The 17561-nt window shown below is 54.7% G+C and carries 16 protein-coding genes and 1 pseudogene; 1 reads left to right on the forward strand and 16 read right to left on the reverse strand.

Annotation, left to right across the window (positions count from 1 at the left end):
- The 7 genes from ACIGCM_RS01460 to ACIGCM_RS01490 all read right to left on the reverse strand — a co-directional run bounded on the left by ACIGCM_RS01460 (position 1) and on the right by ACIGCM_RS01490 (position 6955).
- Positions 1-738: an HAD family hydrolase gene (locus ACIGCM_RS01460; RefSeq protein ID WP_397501088.1), complete on the reverse strand. Its 738-nt coding sequence runs from the start codon at positions 736-738 to the stop codon at positions 1-3.
- On the reverse strand, positions 735-1685 hold the full coding sequence (locus ACIGCM_RS01465) for an HpcH/HpaI aldolase/citrate lyase family protein (protein ID WP_397500267.1): 951 nt from the start codon (positions 1683-1685) through the stop codon (positions 735-737). The genes ACIGCM_RS01460 and ACIGCM_RS01465 overlap by 4 nt, the downstream gene beginning before the upstream one ends.
- Entirely contained in the window at positions 1685-2779 is a 1095-nt protein-coding gene (locus tag ACIGCM_RS01470) for a cysteine protease StiP family protein (protein WP_397500268.1), read from the reverse strand. The genes ACIGCM_RS01465 and ACIGCM_RS01470 overlap by 1 nt, the downstream gene beginning before the upstream one ends.
- A complete protein-coding gene (locus tag ACIGCM_RS01475) occupies positions 2776-3528 on the reverse strand; it encodes a trehalose phosphatase (RefSeq protein ID WP_397500269.1) in 753 nt (250 codons plus the stop codon). Before ACIGCM_RS01475 ends, ACIGCM_RS01470 begins: the two co-directional genes overlap by 4 nt.
- Positions 3518-4645, reverse strand: a complete 1128-nt coding sequence (locus ACIGCM_RS01480; RefSeq protein ID WP_397500270.1) for a phosphoribosyltransferase domain-containing protein — start codon at positions 4643-4645, stop codon at positions 3518-3520. Before ACIGCM_RS01480 ends, ACIGCM_RS01475 begins: the two co-directional genes overlap by 11 nt.
- A 70-nt stretch (positions 4646-4715) precedes the next feature.
- Positions 4716-5855 (reverse strand): trypsin-like peptidase domain-containing protein, encoded by a 1140-nt coding sequence (locus ACIGCM_RS01485; RefSeq protein ID WP_397500271.1) that lies wholly within the window; start codon positions 5853-5855, stop codon positions 4716-4718.
- A 101-nt stretch (positions 5856-5956) separates the two neighbouring features.
- A complete protein-coding gene (locus ACIGCM_RS01490; RefSeq protein WP_397500272.1) occupies positions 5957-6955 on the reverse strand; it encodes an ATP-grasp domain-containing protein in 999 nt (332 codons plus the stop codon).
- A gap of 530 nt (positions 6956-7485) precedes the next feature.
- On the opposite strand from ACIGCM_RS01490, the gene ACIGCM_RS01495 reads away from it, so the two are divergent.
- Positions 7486-8025, forward strand: coding sequence for a DUF1523 family protein (locus ACIGCM_RS01495; protein ID WP_397500273.1), 540 nt, complete (start codon positions 7486-7488; stop codon positions 8023-8025).
- A 35-nt stretch (positions 8026-8060) separates the two neighbouring features.
- Here the strand turns inward: ACIGCM_RS01495 and ACIGCM_RS01500 are convergent, their stop codons facing one another.
- The 9 genes and pseudogenes from ACIGCM_RS01500 to ACIGCM_RS01540 all read right to left on the reverse strand — a co-directional run.
- Entirely contained in the window at positions 8061-9050 is a 990-nt protein-coding gene (locus ACIGCM_RS01500) for a GlxA family transcriptional regulator (RefSeq protein ID WP_397500274.1), read from the reverse strand.
- A gap of 70 nt (positions 9051-9120) precedes the next feature.
- The gene (locus ACIGCM_RS01505) at positions 9121-9885 is read right to left on the reverse strand and encodes an ABC transporter ATP-binding protein (RefSeq protein WP_397500275.1); all 765 of its coding nucleotides are present in this window, start codon (positions 9883-9885) and stop codon (positions 9121-9123) included.
- Between the two features lie 26 nt (positions 9886-9911).
- Positions 9912-11024 carry a succinylglutamate desuccinylase/aspartoacylase family protein gene (locus tag ACIGCM_RS01510; RefSeq protein ID WP_397500276.1) on the reverse strand — a complete coding sequence of 371 codons (1113 nt, stop codon included), beginning with the start codon at positions 11022-11024 and terminating at the stop codon, positions 9912-9914.
- Between the two features lie 10 nt (positions 11025-11034).
- The gene (locus ACIGCM_RS01515) at positions 11035-11733 is read right to left on the reverse strand and encodes an ABC transporter permease (protein WP_397500277.1); all 699 of its coding nucleotides are present in this window, start codon (positions 11731-11733) and stop codon (positions 11035-11037) included.
- A 16-nt stretch (positions 11734-11749) separates the two neighbouring features.
- Positions 11750-12439, reverse strand: coding sequence for an ABC transporter permease (locus tag ACIGCM_RS01520; protein ID WP_397500278.1), 690 nt, complete (start codon positions 12437-12439; stop codon positions 11750-11752).
- Between the two features lie 152 nt (positions 12440-12591).
- Positions 12592-13371 carry an ABC transporter substrate-binding protein gene (locus ACIGCM_RS01525; RefSeq protein ID WP_397500279.1) on the reverse strand — a complete coding sequence of 260 codons (780 nt, stop codon included), beginning with the start codon at positions 13369-13371 and terminating at the stop codon, positions 12592-12594.
- Positions 13372-13919: 548 nt separating this feature from the next.
- Positions 13920-15881 (reverse strand): acetate--CoA ligase, encoded by a 1962-nt coding sequence (gene acs, locus ACIGCM_RS01530; protein ID WP_397500280.1) that lies wholly within the window; start codon positions 15879-15881, stop codon positions 13920-13922.
- 293 nt (positions 15882-16174) lie between these two features.
- Positions 16175-16630: a methyl-accepting chemotaxis protein gene (locus ACIGCM_RS01535; protein ID WP_397501089.1), complete on the reverse strand. Its 456-nt coding sequence runs from the start codon at positions 16628-16630 to the stop codon at positions 16175-16177.
- Between the two features lie 87 nt (positions 16631-16717).
- Positions 16718-17491 (reverse strand): annotated as a pseudogene (locus ACIGCM_RS01540) (PAS domain-containing protein); the annotation flags it as partial.
- Positions 17492-17561: the final 70 nt, after the last annotated feature.

The raw sequence follows: 17561 nt of genomic DNA on the forward strand, positions 1-17561 counted from the left end.
TTACGCTCCTTGTTTATCGTCAGTGTTCGCTTGTTGTTCGGACTTGAGCCGAATAGCGCTCGCGTTTTGAATTCGTGCTTTGACTCGGCGCATGCGGCCACGCCGCCATGCCGAATGAAAATGACGCCAGTGCGCATCTTGCGCAGCGGCTAGCAGCTCAAGGTCACCACGGGTGTCACCCCATGCCCTTAGCCGGTACTGGTCGAGCCGTCCATAAACCGCTTCAAGCCTGAGTACCTTGTTCTCGCAGCGACAGTTATTGCCGCTGATGAGGCCGGTCAAAACACCGTCGACCACTTCAAGTTCAGTGGCAATCAATTTGATCCCAAGGCGCTTGGCGAATGGGCCGAGCACCAGTGCCGGAGACGCTGAACACAGGGTCACTTCGGCCCCCGCCTCGATTTCAGAGGCGACAGAAAGCAAACCCGAAGGCCGCATCAACTGGGTCCAATAGCGTTCGCAGAATTTCAGCGCTTGCTGCTCTACCCACTGAGCCTGTACACCGGTCAAAAACTTGGCGATCAGACGGGCTTTTAGCTCGTCACGGTTCATACGCCTAAACAGGAAATGCAAACTGGGCAGTGCGAGGGTAAAGATCCGGCGAATGAATTCACGTTTGCCAAAAGCAAATCTAAGAAAGGGGACAAAACTGTCACGCCGAGTCAAGGTTCCGTCAAAGTCAAAGACCGACAGCATCTGTTTGTCTTGCGTTTCAGCCGTAAGAATTTCGTGCATTATCTAGCTGCTCCAGCCAGCAGGACCGGCGTTTCGCCGTTGCCAGTCTCAGTTTGTTTAACACCCAGCCAGCGAGCACGTTCAAGCGTTCGCATCGCCCACTTGTAGTGGGTCGCAGGTTCGCACATTACATCGTTGTGCTTGAATACCGCCGGTGCCAGATCACTGACGATCAGCTTGGCACTGTTCAAATCTTCGAGACTCACCCGCAGCGCGTCTTGTATGACACTGACCTGACTTGGATGTATCGCCGTCTTGCCGACCAAGCCGTGGGCAATATCCAGTTCGAGTTCCGCATTCAGCAAGTCGGGATTTGCGAGCTGCTCAAACACCGGCGCGGTCAAGGCAAAGCCTTGTGAACCCATGACCCCAGCCAGCATCGGAATAACATAGGACATCGGCGTGCTATAGAGGGTGGTAGTCGGTGTACGGCGCAGGCCCAAGCAGCCCATCAAATCATTACCGCCAATACGTAACGCGATAACCCTTTCGAATAGACTTGCCTTGAGCGCCTGACCCAATTCGACCATGGCATTTGGATTGAAGACGTCGGGCGTCTCCAAGGTCGGCATCAGGTATAGATCAGGGTTAGTGACGGCTTTTTCCCATGCAGCCAAATTGCTTAGCGTCAATTTTGGCACCACGAACCCATCAACATGACGCATGAGTGGCCAGTCATTAAGCACCGCGGCCATCTCGGCGTCCCGTGGGCGGACGAATAACAGTGGTGCGCCAACCGGGCGTCCACCACGGGCAGCAATCGAACCGAGCAAGTCACTGAGATTTTGCAGCGCGCTGCAAACATCCGTCTCTGCCACTGCATCTTCCAGGCACACCACCAATGAGCGCAACTCGGGCAGCTTGGTGGCGAAAACAACATCCAGCAGATCACTGCGCATCGCGGGCATGTAAAGCGTGGCCCCGAGGGCGTACGGCGACACTTTATTCATCAGCTCAGACTCCGAATGATGGTCACCGCTCTGTAAGGGCCAAGCTCATTGCCGACTTCTTCCACCGGAACGCCAACAGCCTCGGTGAGATGCAGCAGCAACTGAACATCGCCATCATTGCGGTCACGAACCAACACGTGGTCAGGAACCCGGCGCAGCACTGCGCGGGTCGCCTCAGCAATACCCGGTTTTATCCGGTTTAGATTGCTGATATCAAAACGTGCAGCTAAGGATTCGACTACCTTTATGGCCGCCGTCTGCAGTGCCGCACGCTGATCGAAAGTCCACGGCTCAGCCGGGATAACTGGCCCCAGAGCACGGCGCTGCACTTCGATCTGTTCAATGAAGTCGCAGGTCACATCGTGTTCGGTCAAATGATCGTAGACAATGCAGCCGTGCAACCCACCGTTTGCTGGCCAGATGGAGCGCGAAACCAAGCCGGAAACCGTGGCACCTAAAATGCCTGAGGGAATAATCCAATCCTCCGCTGAAGCCGATAACCAAGCCCGCCCGCAAGGATCTGCAAGCACAACCAAACGGGGATCGACCGGGAATCGGGGGTCACCATTGAGGCTACGCCTAATTTCAGCGGAAATGGCACCTTTACCCGTCCATCCATCGACAAATACGATGTTCTGCGCCCCGTGCGCTTGAATAATGGCTTCCAAGGCAAGGTTATCGATGCCACGGTCACGGACAATACTGATTCCATAATGTTGGCAATCACGGCCCATATCGATTAGTGCGCGACGCAGCAGCACACCCAAAGGCAAACCGGCACGTACAAAGGACACCAATACAATCGACGGCCCTACATAGGCTTGGTTCAATGCCAGCGCCAACGCTTGAACATCTGTAGCCATGCGCTTGCCATTTTGCTCCAGCGCACGTTCGTATAAGGCTTTGTGCACTGAGGTCGGCGCGTGTTCCTGGCTGATCATCTCCGAGTAGTGCTTTTGCTTGGTTTGAATCAAGCGCTCCTTTTGCGCAACATCGGTGACTTCAATCTGCACCGGTTGCAGCAAAAAGTGCACATCGTCAGCCGCATAACTGCCGCTGCCAACGGTGTGCAGATTGCCAAGAGAAAGCGTCATAGACTGCGCTCCACCAGCTTGGCCAATTGGCTGCGCGCAGGGGTTGCCCACATGTGGCACACATCCATAAACCCTAGGTCGGTGATGCTGTCACCAAAACCCAGAACCGGTCGCTCGCCATTGATCTCACGGTCACGGCGTAACCACTCCTCAACCGCCACACGCTTGGACAGCCCTTCAGGCAGGAACGCCAGATTGTTGCTGTTGCCGTGAATATGCATGCCATTAAGCAAGCCCTGCGCCTGGACCTCCGCCAGCACGGTGCTGAGCACTTCATCGCTGGACTCATTATGTTTGGTGACCACGTAATGCTGTAAGCCGTGCTCCTCAACCACCCAACCCCGCAGTGAAATACCAAGCGCCTTGCCGATCTCGAGCGTGGCTGCGCTCAGGCCCCGAAGGCGCTCCTGGTAACCTGCAAGCACCTCAGTCATGTGCGCTTGCCAATGTTGATCAAGGGTTCTGCTAGGTTCAAGCATCACCCCGCCGTGCGCACAGATTGCGCCATGGCTGAACGGCAGTTGCACCCGACTGTATGCTTCAATGCTGCGCGCTGTTACGGGCACAACATCGGCGCTCGCCAGCAGCCACTCGACCAGGGATTTCTGCACGGGGCTCATATAGCCGTTTGGCTGGCCTTGAATGTCGAGTGTTGCGGTATAACGAGGTGTACCCTCGACCATCTTGCGCGCGGTTTGAAACAGGGTGTCGTCCAGATCAATCAGTACCAACGGGCGATTACTGTTCATCGACAATCACCTCGGCATTGAGGGCGTCTAGCAACTGAGCGGAAACTGCCGCCACCGGCGTTTCCGAGCAAATCAACACACGATCAAACTGACCGGGGCTGACGTTGTAGAGGAAGTTGGGAATGCCAAGACCATAATTGTCAGAAAACGACAGTGCATGCTCAATGGCATGACCAAGCGCAATGGGCGAACGACTTGTCGAGCTGAAGTGAACATCAGCACCGGCTCGCTCAAGGCGTTCAGCGAGCAGAAATGGACGCCAGACAAACTCGCTGGTGCCAACCACCAAGACACGCTCTCCCGGCTTGACCTGCAAGCCTGTGGCCAAGGTGTCTGCCACATGCCGAACGCCCAAGCGGCCCCAGTCATTGCGCGGTGACAACGGCCAGTCTCCGGCTGCGACAGTCCCCACAGCAGGCATCACCGGCAGCGGCGCGTCCATATCCTCGTTAAAACGATAAGAGCCTTGTAACAGAGATACCTGATCAGTCGGCTGATCAATGCTGTCACGAACCGCACTGCCAGACCAATCAGTCAAAACGCAGGTAACCACACGCTGAAGCTGGCGCAAACCCGCATCAACCAAGGCGCGATGCAGGTTGATAAAGGTCTTGCCGGTTGAAGCCTCATCGTCGACCAACACCAGCGAACGGGCATTTAGCATCATTTCTCGCACGTCGGCATCGACCGGCATATGAATCAAATGGGCGCTGGCGTGGCTGTGCTCTTCTTCAAATCGAGCAAACAAATCAGTGCCGGTCGGGTGCCGGGTACTGACCAAATAAACCGTGTCAGATCGCTTGCGGCTGTAAGCGCGATGAACCCCCGCACCCAAACCAACGGCCGTCTCCGCCATGCCGATAACCAGAACAGGCCCGGGCAGGTCGGCCGGAATTTTTGCGGCCAGATGTTCAAAGCTTTTATCCATCACCGATGGACGCACAGGGATGTGCCGCCCCAACACTTTGGAGACGAACAGAAATGCACGCTTAGGATTGTGGCGCTCGGCGAAACCAAACAATGCTTCAGGTGCGCCTACAGAGCCTTCGACTTTAACTTCGAGAAGGCCGCGCATCAGTTGCGCGCTAAGCGTATGTGTAGCAGTGTCACGATCCATTAACAACGTTCCTAGTTTTGCGTGCGGTAAAGACCTGACGCCGCGTCCATGGGCTCCAGTCGCTTTAGGGTTACAGATTTCGCGCCTCGATACGCCACAATGACGGCTGGGCTTCACGCGCCAACTCAGCAGTGTTCAGCGCTCTTGAGCTTGGCGTTTTGTCTGCGCCGATACGGCATGCTTCGAGAAAAGACAGGACCAAAGCACCCTTTACAGCGAAATTCATGTTCTGCGCGTCTGGGCAGGTTGAGGTCACCATTGCCACCACCGCGCCGCTTGAATCAAATAGAGGACTGCCGCTCGAGCCTGGCTGAATCGGTGCCGTGAACTGCAACAGACTGGAGTCGTTATGCAGACCAAACAAGGCCGACACGCCACCTTGAGTGACATGCATACCGCCACCGGCCAGACCGGCGAGCGGAAAACCCAAGGCGACCACGGGCTCGCCCAGATCACAACCAGCGCCATCCTTGAACACAACAGCCTTCAGGCCAGGGCTTTCCAGCACCCTTAGCAGTGCGAAATCATTGCCACGGTCGACCACCACAGGCTCCGCCCGGTAGCGCCCCTCAAAAGAGGCGATGTGTATTTCCTGCATGCCTTCAATAACGTGGGCACAGGTCAATATGTGATTGGTGGAAACGGCAAAGCCAGTTCCCGTAGCACCTGTACTTGTTTGACCCGATTCCGAGGGCATCGTGCGGCCCTTGGGATGGGCATCATCAATATCGAGCCCAATTCGACGGCCCAGCGCCGACAAACCGTAAGCAGAGCCTTCCGCCAGGGCGCGAAATTTCCATAGGTCATTACGGTTGTAGTACTCACCGATGATAAGTGCAGACTCACCGGTCTCGCCGAGGTCGAGCCTGCACTCGATTTGGTTGTCCACCTGCAAGTGCAAGGTTTTAAGTGCGCTAAGCGGGCCTGCTGCCCCATAGCTATAGACCACCATGAGCAGCCGGTCAGCTCCCTGCGGCAGCTTTGCCAAATTGACACTGCAGCCGATTTTTTCCGGCCCGCCGCTCCACTCCATCCACTCGCGCTCAATATGAAACAGCGCGGCTGGACCTTTGTGCTGGCGCTTTTCATCAACCGGCAGTAATGCAACGGCAGCAAACTCCCCAAACGCACTTGAGCCGCTGGACTGCAACGTCCACTCGCTCTGGGGGCTGGGTATTGCCGCGTTAGCACCAGGGATCAATCGCATCATGGTTTACACCCACCCTGACCGGTCATGCTCTCTTCCTGAGATTGACGGGTAAGATCCGCAGCAATGTTTGGCTGAATCGAGCCTTGGTTAGTCATCGAAGGTCAAACCGTCACAGGCACAGCAACAGTGACAGCCTTGACCCGAACATCACCTTGCCAAACGCTGACGGGCTCCTTGAAGCCCAAGCGACGCGCCGCAAAGATGCCCGGCAAGTTGACACCCGCAGCACGGGTATAACCGATCCCACCCGAGTAACGCGGGTTTATTTCCAGCAGATGGGGTTTGCCGTCCGCATCATCACGGGTCTGAACGTTGACAATGCCATCGCAGCCAAAATGCTCGGCTGCCTGTAGCGCTAACTGAACAGCGGCACCTTCACGCTCAAAGCTTTGGTAAAGCCCCGCCTTGCGACGGCCTACAAATGCAACTGCATGGCCCGCCTCGCAAACGATGTCCACCGAGCACTCGCTGCCTTCCATATAGGGCATCACCAGCATCGCCGGCCGATCCTCAGCCGCAGAGTAGGCCTGCAGATAGGTCTCAAAATTGACTTCGCGCACAGCCGTCTTGGCAAAACAACGGAAAGGGTCTGCATCCTGCTTGAAACGCCAGAAGCCCTCACCATAAATGCCAACAACCGGCTTGATGCAAACTTCACCCTGACTCGCGAGCGTGGCATAGGCGGCCGTCAGTTGCTGTGCATTGCTAACGGTGATTGCAGGCACACAGTCCAAGCCTGCGCGCTCAGCTTCAGCGGTGAACAGGCTCTTGTCATCGACTGTATTGAAGGTTTCGATCGATAACCCACCGGTTATCAAGGTCAGGCCTGCCGCTGCAAACGCTGGGCGCGCAAGCTCAATCAAACGGCCCTCGCGACCCGCTACTATGACCTTGATGCCGTTGTCTTCGGCAGTTCGCAATACCCACTCGATGCGCGCTTTGGTATCCGTCGGCTCAATAAAACTAATGTCAGCCAGGCCAGTAATTTCTGGACGAACCTGGCGATGGGAGGCGAAAATTTTCGCATCGGCAGGCAATGCTTCGCGCGCACCAACAATGATGTCACGCTGACTGGATTGCCCTTCGAGAAACCAAATCATCTGGAGCTCCTATCAACGTGCACGAGCGAAACAGCTAACCTGTTCAGGGTTGCTGCGGCTGATCTCAAAGAGGAAAAGGAGGTTCTATCATCAGGGTAGAGGCTCACCTGCATGATTTAATTGTTGAACCCGCAAAAAGCCCCTTCAGGCTCTGACTTAGGAGCTGTGCTTGATAAGCCAGAGAACAGAGATATCGACTGCCCGTACATAGGTGTCCGTTTGGTTATTGTAAGCGCCAATAATATCAGCTTGCCTGTTGCCGAAAACGACCGGCAAAACTTTGTATCAATTGACTGTTACAGCGAGTAAATCAGTGAAACCCGTGCGCAAAAACACCTTGCATCAGCGGCCTGACACTTGCCAATGGGGCCAATTGACGCGCCTGAACTTTTTACCGGCTCACCTGCAGCGGAGTAAAGTTGTTTCATCCAATGTCTATTGAGCTAGATCAGGCCTATTTGCAACTGAACATCTGAACCTTGGCCGGAGAAATCAGGCAATATTCGCTTAATTACCAATGGAGTCTGTACATGAAGTGGTTAAAAGGGCTGATACTGGGCGCGCTCATTCTGGTTGTCGGCGCTAGCGCGCTAGGACTGTTTTACATACTGCCCCAGCATAAGGTGGTGCTGGTCACTGGCGTCGAAGTTAAACGTGTCGACCATGACGGCGTAATCAATGCTGAGAACCCGGCAGATGGGCCAACCCGAGACGTTTATTTTATTAACACCGAGGATCCAGACAGCAAAAAAGTCGTTGTTTATCGCAACGAAGATACTGGCTGGAGCTTCCCGTGGTACTTCAAGTTTGACTCTGCTGATGAACAGGCCCGCGCCCAAGGCTATTCACGTGACACCCAGCAGCTGGCGCTGATCCGCTATTACGGCTGGCGGATTCAGATACTCTCCGTCTTCCCCAATATCACCCACATAGAAGCAACGGACAGCCGCAGCGAACCCTTCCCCTGGTTCAATACGATTTTCTTCAGCGTGCTGCTGATCCTGATCGTTGCTATAGCTCTCAACATCAAGCGCCGCAAGAAACGTCGCGATGAGGTCGTGGTCAGCTAGGGATCCAAAGGCGCAGGCATTGCTCCCGCGCCTTATCAGCCGCGCTCAATTGGCGTCGAAGTCAGCTCGAATGGGCTGTTACTCCGGCGCTGATTGCGGTCTTCACGGGGGGTGGCACCAAAGAAGTTGCGGTATGCGCTGGAGAAATGCGGGCCTGAAGAGAAGCCGCATGACAAACCAATCTGAATGATCGACTTACTGGTTTGCATCAGTAACTGGCGAGCCTTGTTCAGACGCAACTCAAGGTAATACTGACTCGGGACGCGATTGAGGTATTGCTTGAAAATACGCTCCAGCTGCCTGCGCGACACGCACACGTGCTGAGCAATTTCATCAGTGGTCAGCGGCTCTTCGATATTGGCTTCCATCAACAGCACCGCCTGGGTCAGTTTTGGATGACTTGAACCCAAACGATTCTGCAGCGGAATACGCTGACGCTCGCCACCTTCACGAATACGCTCAACCACCATCTCTTCACTGACCGCACCGGCAAGCTCCGCGCCGTGGTCGCGCGCCAACAAGGCCAGCATCAAATCCATCACTGCCATGCCGCCACAGGCCGTCAAACGATCACGGTCCCAATCAAACAGGTGGCTGGTCGCAATGACCTTGGGAAAACGCTCTGCGAAGTCATCCTGCCAGCGCCAATGCACAGAGGCTCGATAACCATCGAGCAAGCCTATCTGCGCCAACGGATAAACCCCTGCGGCGATTGCACCAATCACACAACCACTGCGCACAAGCTGCTTAACCGCGCTCGACAGACCCAGCGCAATGTTTGCTGGCGGCTCATCCGCCAGCAAAAACAAACGCTGCAGCCCCTCTAACTTGCCCGTCCAAGGCTCACCCGGAAGCGACCAACCAGCCGTTGTCGCTTCGGCCTGAGGCTCAGCTTGCAAGAAGCTAAGCTCATAGACCACTTCGGGGTGGACACGCTGGGCGACGCGCAACGCTTCCTCAGCCATTGCCAGGGTAAGCGGCTTGGTTGAGGGCCAGATCAGGAAGCCAATTCGGTGGGCATTCATTCGGGGCAGTTTAACTCTGTTATGAGGTCATTGAGCAAGGTTCGCCAATGACCCCACGCAATTAAGGTGCTTATTTTAGGCTACCGGAGAGAAACTGCTTCAGGCGGTCCGATTGCGGGTTCGCCAACACTTCACGTGGGCAGCCGCGCTCTTCAACAACACCTTTATGCAGGAACACCAATTGGTTCGACACTTCACGCGCAAACCCCATCTCGTGAGTGACCACCACCATGGTGCGCCCCTCTTGAGCGAGGTCTTGCATCACTTTAAGCACTTCACCCACAAGCTCTGGGTCCAAAGCTGAAGTAGGTTCATCGAACAGCATGACTTCAGGCTCCATCGCCAACGCGCGAGCAATGGCAACTCGTTGCTGCTCGCCGCCAGACATATGCGCTGGATACGCCTCTTTGCGATGGGCCACACCGACTTTATTCAAGTAGTGCTCCGCTTTCTCAAGGGCTTCTTTCTTCGACACGCCAAGCACATGGATCGGCGCTTCAATGACGTTTTCCAAGGCACTCATATGTGACCACAGGTTAAAGTGCTGGAACACCATCGCCAGTCGCGAGCGCATGCGCTGCAACTGTTTTGGGTCTGCGGCCTTCAGCGCGCCGTCTTTACTGGCAACCAACTTCAGCTCTTCATTGTTGAGCAAAATCTTGCCGCCATGAGGCTGCTCAAGCATGTTGATGCAACGCAAGAAGGTGCTTTTACCAGAACCGCTGGAACCAATAATACTGATCACATCCCCGGCTTTCGCAGACAGCGAAACACCTTTAAGCACTTCGTGGGTGCCGTAGCGCTTGTGCAAGTCCTGGACTTCAAGTTTGTACATGGTGTCGACTCTCGAATGCAGTGAAATCAGTCGCTAAGTAAGCGGCCCTGACGTATAGATTGATGTCCGGCCACCTTGGCCAACCAGCGTCCCGGCTGAGCAAAGCGCATGCGCTCAATCGCAAAAATCACACCTGATGTACCTGCACAAACCACACTGCGCTGGTCGTCGAGCGGATCAATCACCTCAAATACCGGTGTCCCTGCCTCAACATATGCACCCGCAGGCTGGAGGAAACTCACCACACCTGAATGCGGAGGATAGAGCATTTCAGTTCCGGCAAAGGGCACAGCATCACAGCACTCATCAGGCGCTGCTGGCCACTCACCCCGGATGAAACCCTGCTCTGCAAGAAACGCCAGAATCGACTCAGCATCGGCCGCCGCCTGATCGCGCTCTGTACGCTCCATCCCACCCAGTTCAATGGTCGAGGCTACGCAAACTGGTTCAATTGCCGCATCGGCAAAACGCTGAGCCAGACGCAACCAAGGACCTGAACAGGCCTCATCAAAAGATGAACCACCCGAGTCTTCGGCGAGCAGCGCCGTGCCCGCTTGCAGTCGAGCCGCTAGCGAACGCAAGACTGGCCAGTGCTGGGGAATTGCATAAAGGTGAACGGCCGCTTCAAAATCACAGTGCAGGTCAAGCACCACATCTGCATTGCAAGCGTGCTGCAACAGCAACCGCTGCATAGCTTCGAGCTGCGACTGGGCAGGCGCCAACCCCGCAAGCACCTCAGCCATAGCCGCGCGAATCAGCTGCGTATTGGCCACCACATCAGCGCCCAACCGACCTTCAAGCTCAGGTGCGACGGCTGCAGCCAGATCAACAAAGTCGCGGTTGAAATTATGCCCGCTGCACAGTTCATAGCGACCTTGATGCTGACCTTGAACCATTTGTCCAAGCCCGATGGGGTTGGCAACGGGCACCAACTCGATCACCGCATTGAGCTGGCCTTGTTGCTCCAACTCAAGCAAACGGCGCTTGAGTTCAACAGCAACGCGCATACCCGGCAACTCATCGGCATGCAGGGAGGCTTGAATATAAACCTTGCGCTCACCGCTACCAAAACGGAACACCGAGAGGCGACGCTCGGTGCCGGGCGTGCTCCAGGGCAATAGATGATCAATACGCTGCATCAATCTCTCCTCAGTGCTTGCGCGGGGCCAGGTAGGCCAACCAGCGGCGTTCGGCCAGCTTGAACAGGCGCACCAAAATAAAGGTCAGGCACAGGTAGAAGACACCTGCGGTGATGAATGCTTCAAAGGGTAAGTAGTACTGCGAGCTGACCGTGCGCGCAGCACCGGTAATATCGATTAGTGTGACGATCGAAGCCAGACTGGTGGTGTGCAGCATCATGATTACTTCGTTGCTGTATTGCGGCAACGCCCGGCGAATAGCCGACGGCAGTAAAATACGCCGGTAAAGCTTAACCCGCGACATACCCATGGCCTTGGCTGCTTCAATCTCGCCATGGGGGGTAGCCTTGAGGCTGCCCGCCAGAATTTCAGCCGTGTAGGCACTGGTATTAATCGCAAATGCCACACAGGCGCAGAAGGATGCATTGGAGAAATAGGGCCACAGCACGCTTTCACGCACCGCCTCAAACTGCGCCAAACCGTAGTAGATCAAGAACAGTTGCACCAGCATCGGCGTACCACGAATGACATAGGTATAGAGCCATGCGGGGAAGTTGATAACTGCCGACTTCGAAACGCGCATCAAAGCCAGCGGAATCGCCAGCATCAAGCCAATCAACAAGGAGATCAGCAGCAGTTTAAGGGTGACCAGTACACCACTGAAGTACAGCGGCAGGCTGTCCCAGATAATGTTGTAATCAAAAATCATCGGTGCGCTCCCCTACTCACAGATCAGCGGCTTTAGTGCCGACCGAGTAACGTTTCTCGAGATAACGCAGAGCCAGCAATGACACGCTGGTCAGCACCAGATAGAGCGCGGCGACGGCAAGGTAAAAGGTAAAAGGCTCGCGCGTTGCATCAGCAGCACTCTTGGCCTTGAACATCATGTCTTGCAGGCCCACGACTGAAATCAGCGCCGTGGCCTTGGTCAGCACCAACCAGTTGTTGGTGAAACCTGGAATCGCGAAGCGAATCATTTGCGGCACAAGGATGCGAAAGAACACCTTGATATTGCCCATACCATAAGCAGCGCCCGCCTCCGCCTGGCCTTTAGGGATCGCCATAAAAGCGCCACGGAAGGTTTCGGACAAGTACGCGCCGAAGATAAAGCCCATGGTAAACACCCCCGCAACAAAGGGGTTGATGTCGATGTAGTCGTCATAGCCGAGCATCGGTGCAAGGCGATTAACCATGTCCTGACCGCCATAAAAAATCAGCAGGATCAGCACCAAATCGGGAATACCGCGCACTACAGTGGCGTAGGTTTCGCCCAATATTGCCAGCCACTTAATAGGTGACAGGCGAAAAGCTGCGCACAACAAGCCGAGAATAGTCGCCACTGCCATTGAAGTCAGGGCCAGAATCACGGTTAGCCAAGCACCTTCAAGAATGGTCGAGCCATAGCCATTGAGCATGCTCTAATTTCCTCATGCAGGCGCCGGATGGCGCTTGAGAGTGCATCGAAAAGTGGCGCCGACCGTGCAATGCCAGAACCCTGCACGGCGTACGTTCACCAACGGATTGATAGCTGCACAAGATCCGTGTGCGCCACTTTCAGTAGCAGCGATTACTCGCCGTAGACGTTAAAGTCGAAGTACTTATCCTGAACTTCTTTGTATTTACCGTTAGCACGGATGTCTTCAATCGCAGTGCTGATTTTGTTTGCGAGCTCAGTATCGCCTTTACGGACAGCGATACCTGCGCCTTCACCGAAGTACTTCTGATCGTTAAAGTCTGGACCAACCAATGCATAGCCTTTGCCAGCGTCGGTTTTGAGGAAGCCATCGTCGATGTTGACTGCATCAGCCAAGGTTGCATCAACGCGGCCTGCTGTCAGATCAAGGAAGATTTCGTTCTGCGAGCTGTAACGTACAACTTCAACACCGGCAGGTGCCAAGACGTCGGTTGCGTAACGGTCGTAGATCGAGGCGCGCTGAACGCCAACCTTCTTACCCTTGAGGTCAACCAGTGGATCATTGATCACAGTACCCGCCTTCATGCCGAGCTTGGCCGGGGTGTGGTAGTACTTCTTGGAGAAATCCACCGACTTCAGACGGTCTGCAGTAATAGTCATGGAAGACAGTACCGCGTCGAACTTGCGAACTTTCAGGGCTGGGATCAGACCATCGAATTCTTGCTCGATCCAAACACATTTAACCTGCATCTGCTCGCACAGGGCATTACCGATATCGTAGTCAAAACCAGTGATTTGACCTTCTGGAGTCTTGTAAGCAAACGGCGGGAATGCAGCTTCAATCCCTATCCGCAGTGGCTTTGCATCATCAGCCATGGTCAGCGGCGACAGAACGGATAGCGCCAGTGCGCCGAGAAGTGCAATCTTCTTCATCTTGTGACTCCTTCGAGTGGGAATGGCAACGGATGGCAGTGTTAGGTGCAAACGCATTCAGCTATGCATGAATTATAGTTAACTCGCCATCAAACTACGCAGTGCGCAGGCAATGTACGGCTTCGGCTGAGTGAGCGGCATTCTAGCGAGAGGCAGAAACTGTATATTTCTTCAATGCGACAACTAGTTACAGATGCACCTAAAGCGCTAGCTAGGCGATTGACATCTCAAGCAGAAAATGCATGAGAAGAATAGAAGTTTAACCTTTTAACAAAGCAATATCGACGCCAACTTTAAAAGGCCTCCATTCTATGGGCCTCGGCGATCAATTTTATTTCAAAACCCAATTATTTTCAGCCCATAAACAGCGCAAAGTGTTCCCCTGCGCCCCAGCCAGGTGCAGCAATGTTACCCGGTGCAGCCCTTTTAGCACGCCCATCTGTTAATTCGTATCAACCTGCAGCCGAGTAAAATGCGCACAAAAAAACGCCCAACTCAGAGAGCCGGGCGTTTAAATGACCGCAATCACCCTTTAGCCAAGCATCAACTCAGGCACAGGCGCTTTGCATTGCCTTGTGCGTGTCGATTAGATGCTGTACCACGCCTGGGTCTGCCAGGGTCGAGATATCGCCCAGACCCTCATATTCAGCCGTGGCAATTTTGCGCAGAATGCGGCGCATGATCTTGCCTGAGCGGGTTTTCGGCAGTCCTGGTGCCCACTGAATCACATCAGGCGATGCAATTGGGCCGATCTCTTTACGTACCCAGTTTTTCAATTCCTGGCGCAGTTGCTCAGAGCTTTCCACGCCACCGGTCAAGGTCACATAAACGTAAATGCCCTGCCCTTTGATATCGTGAGGGACCCCCACAACAGCCGCTTCAGCCACTTTCGGGTGGGCTACCATGGCGCTTTCAATCTCAGCGGTCCCCATACGGTGACCAGAGACGTTCAGCACGTCATCCACCCGACCTGTAATCCAGAAGTAACCGTCTTCGTCGCGGCGGGCACCGTCTCCGGTGAAATACATGCCACGGAAGGTTTTGAAATAGGTATCAACAAAACGGTCGTGATCGCCATACAGGGTCCGCGCCTGACCTGGCCATGAGTCGATAATCACCAGGTTGCCCTCAACCGCTCCCTCAAGCAGGTTACCGAGGTTATCCACCAATGCCGGCTGAACGCCAAAGAACGGACGCGTCGCCGACCCCGGTTTCAATGCAGTTGCACCCGGCAATGGGCTAATCAAGATGCCCCCAGTCTCGGTTTGCCACCAGGTATCGACAATCGGGCATTTTTCTTTGCCGATGGTCTTGTAGTACCAGTTCCAGGCTTCCGGGTTGATCGGCTCGCCGACCGAACCCAACAGGCGCAAGCTGGAGCCATCAGCATCTTTAATTGCCGCCTCACCTTCAGCCATCATGGCGCGGATAGCGGTCGGGGCGGTGTAGAGGATATTGACTTTATGCTTGTCGATGATCTTCGACACACGGGTAATATCCGGATAGTTCGGCACACCTTCAAACAGCAAGGTGGTCGCGCCATTGGCCAGCGGCCCGTAAACAATGTAGCTGTGCCCCGTCACCCAACCCACGTCAGCGGTGCACCAGTAGATATCACCCGGCTTGTAGTCAAACACGCGCTCATGGGTCAAGGCGGCGTAGAGCAAGTAACCACCGGTGGTGTGCTGCACGCCCTTTGGCTTGCCGGTCGAGCCCGAGGTATAGAGGATAAACAGGGCTTCTTCAGCGCCCATTTCTTTGGGGGCACAGTGGCTGCCCGCAACCTTCATCAGGTCTTCGTACCAAACGTCGCGATGCTGGTTCCACTTGATGTTACCGCCGGTGCGTTTGCAGACGATGATTTTCTGCACGCTGGCGGTTTCTGGATTGGTCAGGGCGTCATCCACGTTGGCTTTCAGCGCAATACGCTTACCGCCGCGCAGGCCTTCGTCAGCCGTGATAACCACTTTGGAGTTGCAGTCGATAATCCGCCCGGCCAAAGCCTCTGGGGAGAAGCCACCAAACACCACTGAGTGAATCGCGCCAATGCGGGTACACGCCAGCATGGCAACTACGGCTTCAGGAATCATTGGCATGTAGATGGTCACTACATCGCCGCGATGGATATCCTGACCGCGCAAAGCGTTGGCGAACTTGCAAACGTCTTCGTGCAGTTCGCGGTAGGTAATATTGCGCTGCTCTGAAGGGTCATCGCCTTCCCAGATAATCGCAACCTGATCGCCACGCTCTTCAAGGTGACGGTCCAGACAGTTGTAGGAAACATTGAGGGTGCCGTCTGCAAACCATTTGATATCGACATGATGGTCGTCGAATGAGGTTTGTTTGACCTTGGTGAACGGCTTGATCCAGTCAAGGCGTTGCGCTTGCTCACGCCAGAAACCGTCCGGGTTAACCACGGACTGCTGGTACATGGCCTTGTAGGTAGCTTCATCAGTAAGCGACTTAGCCGCAGCCTCGGGGCTAACGGGATACAGATTCGCAGCACTCATCAACAACTCCTCAAATACAGAAGGATTGGTTATTTTTATATTCCCCATTGTGTGACCAGCACCCCTATCGCAGACCATTCGACCATGGTCTTAGCAGGGTTATACCTTGGTCGGGAGCAGTACTTTAGACAGGGTGAGTGAGGAAGGCGTGTCACGCCTGAGCACAGCGGATGCATTGAGTGAAGCCAATAAACCCGGCGATTTGAACCTTGTGCAGGCTGGCGCGAACCAGCCTCCCACAGATTACAAAGCCCTTTGGCGCTGGCAATCAGCTAAAAGAAACGGGCTTGCGGTTAGGATTTTAACTGATTAGCGAACTGGCCAACGGCGCTCACCACATGCTGCGCACCGTCTTGAATATCGACAATTACCACGCCAGCTTCATTGGCTAAATCAAGGCCCTGCTCCGCCAGCTGTCGGCTGCTTGCCATGCTATTGACGGCGGTCTGGGCCAGGGTTTGGTTTTTCTGCACCACCCCGACAATCTCCTCAGCTGCCTGGCTGGTGCGCCCTGCCAGTTGCCGCACTTCATCGGCAACCACCGCAAAACCACGCCCCTGTTCACCCGCACGGGCAGCCTCGATGGCAGCGTTGAGCGCCAGCAGATTGGTTTGGTCTGCAATACCGCTGATAGTCTTGATGATTGAGCTAATCAATTGCGACTGTTTATCCAGCGCCTCAATCCCTTGCGCAGCTTCTTGCACTTGCTCGGCAATGCGGTGCATCACTTCAACCGTCTGGCTGACCACCGAAGCACCCTTTTTCGCCGTAGCGTCGGTCTGCTGAGAGGTGCTGTAAGCGATATTGGCCGCCTCAGCGACTTCATCCTCACGATTAACCTGATCGGTGATTACAGTGGCAAACTTGACCACTTTATAAAGCACATCATGAGCATCATGCACGGGGTTGTAGGAGGCTTCGAGCCATACGACTCGCCCATGGGCATCAACCCGTTTGAAACGATCAGCGATAAATTTTCCGCGATTGAGCTGCTCCCAAAACTCCTGATAAGCCTTTGAGTTGTACTCCTCTGGCTCACAGAAAGTGCGGTGATGCTTGCCTTTGATCTGCTCAAGACGATAACCCATGGCACCGAGAAAACGCTCGTTGGCGGTGAGCACTTCACCCTTTAGATTGAACTCGATAACCGCTGTAGAACGCAGCAGAGCATTGATTAAACCCTCATGCTCCTTGGCTGTTTCGATGGTGCGCGTCAGGTTATTCGCACACATGGTGAAGCCTTCCATCTGGCCCTGACTGTTGCGCAATGGCTGCCAGATCGAGCGCAACCAGGCATCCTCACCATTGCCGCACAGCAAGCGATAAGCGCCACTGATATGCTCGCCTTGGGCCATGGCTTTTTTCAAACTTTGGTAATTGCTATCCGATCGGAAGAACTCTGGGATCAGCTGCTCAAAATTGCGCCCGATCAGGTCTTCACGGCGATACAGCATCTCCTCAAGAAACAAGTCGCTGACAAACAGAATGCGACCCTGGGCATCAAGCTCAAGCACCAGCATCTCTTCATAAATCGACTCTTTGATCTGCTGGGTCCGAGAGTACGCTTCGCGCAGCTCTGCCAATTCCTGCTTCAGCTTCTTATTGAACATTGCGGCGCTACTCACTCAAGTGGACGATGCATGACTAGGTAGTCGGCACCGCCGTTTTTTTCTTAAGTGC

Source organism: Pseudomonas sp. NPDC078700, from assembly GCF_044542375.1.
Classification (GTDB): domain Bacteria; phylum Pseudomonadota; class Gammaproteobacteria; order Pseudomonadales; family Pseudomonadaceae; genus Aquipseudomonas.